The 3,649-nt window shown below is 47.9% G+C and carries 3 protein-coding genes; 1 reads left to right on the plus strand and 2 read right to left on the minus strand.

All coding sequences use genetic code 11. From position 1 onward, the window contains the following. Positions 1-82 precede the first annotated feature (82 nt). Positions 83-1,456 carry a mechanosensitive ion channel family protein gene (locus RMO52_RS12065; protein ID WP_310414430.1) on the plus strand — a complete coding sequence of 458 codons (1,374 nt, stop codon included), beginning with the start codon at positions 83-85 and terminating at the stop codon, positions 1,454-1,456. Between the two features lie 163 nt (positions 1,457-1,619). Here RMO52_RS12065 and RMO52_RS12070 read toward each other — a convergent pair whose 3' ends face one another. Together RMO52_RS12070 and RMO52_RS12075 are read right to left on the minus strand one after the other, a co-directional pair. Further along, positions 1,620-2,612, minus strand: coding sequence for a CAAD domain-containing protein (locus tag RMO52_RS12070; protein WP_310414433.1), 993 nt, complete (start codon positions 2,610-2,612; stop codon positions 1,620-1,622). A gap of 316 nt (positions 2,613-2,928) precedes the next feature. Further along, on the minus strand, positions 2,929-3,649 hold a 721-nt coding region (locus tag RMO52_RS12075; protein WP_310414436.1), incomplete at its 5' end, for a YsnF/AvaK domain-containing protein.

Raw genomic sequence — 3,649 nt, forward strand, 5'->3', positions numbered from 1 at the left:
GACTAAATTTAGCAAACCAGATATATTTAAATAGATTAAATCGATCGCCACTGTGTGATGTTAATTTCTGGAACAGCCGATCGTGTCGAATATTTTTCAGCTCAAAATATCCACTAGCAGACAATTGAGTATCGATCGATCGAGATCGATCTTGATGACAATTATCTGTACGGGATTGCTGTTGGTGATGCCGATCGCAACAAAGGCGCAAGAGACTGCTCCAGCCAAAGCTCCCGCGACATCTGTGCCGATGGACGGGCTATATTTTGCCGATATTGTCGTGCGGGGACAAGTGGTTTTTCAGATTGGTAGTCTCTCAAATATCAGTGCTAGCGATCGCGCGGGAATTATTAATCGCCGGATTGTGAGTTTTTTGGCATCGGAGGTGGATCGATCGATTACCGTTCGGAATGACCCCCAGCGCGGGATTGCGACGCTCCAACTGAATAATCGAATTCTGATGACCGTTACCCAACAGGATGCCCAAGATTTTAATGTGGGCGTGGAAACATTGGCGCAGCAGTGGGCGACGGCACTCAATCGCGCATTTGACGAACCACCGTTGGCGATCGATGTCGGACAGCGGCTCTACAGTACGATCCGTCAGTTTCAGCGCGATGCGATCGACAGGTTGCCCGCAATTCTCGGCGCACTGCTGATTATTTTGCTAACCATGCTGCTGGCGATTACGACGAAACGGATTACATTGGCAGCTTCCGATCGCTGGGAAATCGACTACAACTCCAAAACGTTAGTGAGTCGGATCGTCTCTGGCATGATTTGGATCTTTGGATCGATCGTGGCTCTGAGCGTGTTGGGGATGGACTTTACAGCGCTAGTTGGTACGCTGGGAGTGACGAGTGTGGCGATCGGTTTTAGCCTGCGGGATATTTTAAGTAATTATTTCTCCGGCATTATTCTACTCGTAGCACGACCGTTTCAGGTGGGAGATCAGATTATCATTCAAGACTTTGAAGGCACGGTCAATTATATTCAACTGCGGGCAACTACGCTAGTTACTTACGACGGACGGATGATTTCGATTCCCAATCAACAGGTGTTTACTGCCACGATTATCAATAACACTGCCTCAGAATTTCGGCGCAGTTCCCTGACGATCGGGATTAACTACGATACCGACATCGGGCAGGTCAAAGAGATTATCCACCAAGCGGCACTGACAGTCGAGAGTATCGTTGCCGATCCGCCGCTAGAAATCCTCGTCCGAGAACTGGCGGCAGGTGCTGTCAAAATCGAAGTCCGATTTTGGGTAAGTTCGCGACGACTATCTTTTCTAGAGTCAACGTCCCAGGTAGCTCAATCGATTAAAGAAGCAATTAAAGCAGCAGGCATCGATCTGCCGAATGAAATTTATACTGTCCAGTTCAAAGATCCACCGCAGATATTCGATCCAGCCGCACAGCAATACCAACACGATCGCTTACCACCAACCTAATCGATCGATGAAAACTAATCCAGCATTCACCGCACGATCGAACCGAATTTCCAAGAAGATTAGTCCTCATAATCTCTGTTAAACCACAAGCCCGACTTTTTGAAAAAAGTCAGGCTTGTAATCGGATTAGTTGTCGGTGACGAGCGTCATGAATTGGAGATTACTAACGATCGCCCAAAACCTCAGCTTTAGTTTTGTTAAATTTTTCAACCAGCTTTTCGCGATCTTGCTCGCGAAGTAAGTAATTCCAAATAAACTTCACCACATAGAACAAACCAACAACTTTAAGTAATGGCGTGACTAAGGGGAGGTCGTCGATCGCATTAATGCCAGCAAATGCGAGTTTAGTTACCAAAAAAGCAAGGAAAATCAAACCGATGTTGATTAGCAGTTGGCGATTCTGGCTGAAGAATGCTGGAACGGCTGAAGTTACTTCATCAAAGATGCCAGGTGCTTCAGTTTGAATTGTTTCAAAAGTTTCTTTGGCAGCATCAGTTGTCGATTTAATGGCATCGACTGCATCATTGGCAGTTTCCTTAACAGCCTCAGTAGCATCAGCAACTGCTGCTACTGTATGATTAGCAGTTTCTTTAGCAGCATCAGTTGTCGATTCGGCTGCCTCGATTACAGTTTCTTTAGCAGTAGCAGTTGTCGATCGAACCGCCGCGATCGCCTCTTCAGTCGTAGGCATATCTTCAGAACCGTTCGTAGCCTCATCAAAATTCAGCTTTGGCTCAGATCCAGAAGTATCTGCTAGTGCGATCGGTGCGAGTAATACATCGCTGGCGGAGATTGGGTCTGCTGAAGTATCTACTTGGGCGAGATCCAGCTTTGGCTCAGATCCAGAAGTATCTGCTAGTGCGATCGGTGCGAGTAATACATCACTGGCGGCGATCGGGTCTGCTGAAGTGTCTACTGGAGCGGCGACAACTGCATGTTCCTCGGCAATAATAATCGGCGGTTCGTCGTAATTAATCGCGGTTGCCGACGGAATATCGATCTCGGGCGATTCGCTCATCGTCGGAGCCTCGGCTGTATCGGTAGCTGCTAATTCACCATCATTGGGATTAGCATTATCTTGAGCTTTGGCTTTGCTTTCTTCTTCGGCGTACTCGTCGAGCCGCATAAGTTCATGTAATGCAATATCATACTTCATGATAGATAATCCAATTATAAAAATAAATAGTAAAAGTTGAAGTAAATAATGAATTATTCACGGTAGAATAGATTGGTAAAAATAACATAAGTGTCATCAGCACTCAGTCATCGATCGGCAATGGATTCACTACTTATTCAACTTGTATATATCATGTTAAATTCCTCTCGCTCTGGCGGCATCATTCAATCTACCGATCTATTATCAATCATTAGATAGAGAACAAATCGCGATTGTCTAAGCTCCATGCAGACAATAAAATTCCCAACCTGCATCCACAAGTCGGGAATCTCAAGTTTGGTGTTACTAGACTGCTTTAGTTACGATCGGGATGCCGCTCTGGCTGGGGGTCGCGCTCGGGATGTGGTAGCGGCTGGGTGCTGACATCGATCTCTTCATGACGCAGCGTATCTTGAGCAGTTGCTGTTTCGAGAGCGATTTGTTTGGTAATCGCCACTTCTTCCCGCACGAAAGCTTCCTTGTGAATCTCGGGCACTTGCTCGTAGGTTTCCATCCGCACCTGTCCGTCGCCAAACTGGACATCTTCGACAGGAATTGCGGCACGATCGATCGATGCGAGTCGCTCGATCTGGATGCGTTCGCGCTTTACGGGAATGGCAATTTCCACTCCTTCAGTCTCGATCCGCTTATTAATTGCTACACCGCCGACTTTTTGCCGCGTTTTGTCTGCAATCAAGCGTTCTTCATAGAGTTTGATGGGTTCGTCCGCCGCGACTGGGGGAACTGGGGCTGGCACCACTGGCACTACTGGCACGACCGCAGCGGCTGGAGGAACTGGGGCTGGCACTACTGGTGCGACAGGGGCGATCCTGGGTGTGACGAGTGCCACTGGTGCTGCTGGTCGTGGTCTAAGCGCCCACCACAACAAGCCACCTAATAAGGGAAATAGTAGCAGTAACCACGGGAAGTCATTATCTGTCGTCGATCGAGTGACTGTGGTAGTAGAAGTGGTTTCAACTGGCGCTGGGGCATTAGGAATGCTAGCAGCGGCTGCTGTACCGCCCAGGAAGGCGGCA

Source organism: Chamaesiphon sp. OTE_8_metabat_110, assembly GCF_031382685.1.
Lineage (GTDB): Bacteria > Cyanobacteriota > Cyanobacteriia > Cyanobacteriales > Chamaesiphonaceae > Chamaesiphon.

Coding starts and splice junctions, on each gene's coding strand:
- RMO52_RS12070 (WP_310414433.1), bottom strand. CDS start 2,612: ATGAAGTATGATATTGCATTACATGAACTTATGCGGCTCGACGAGTAC.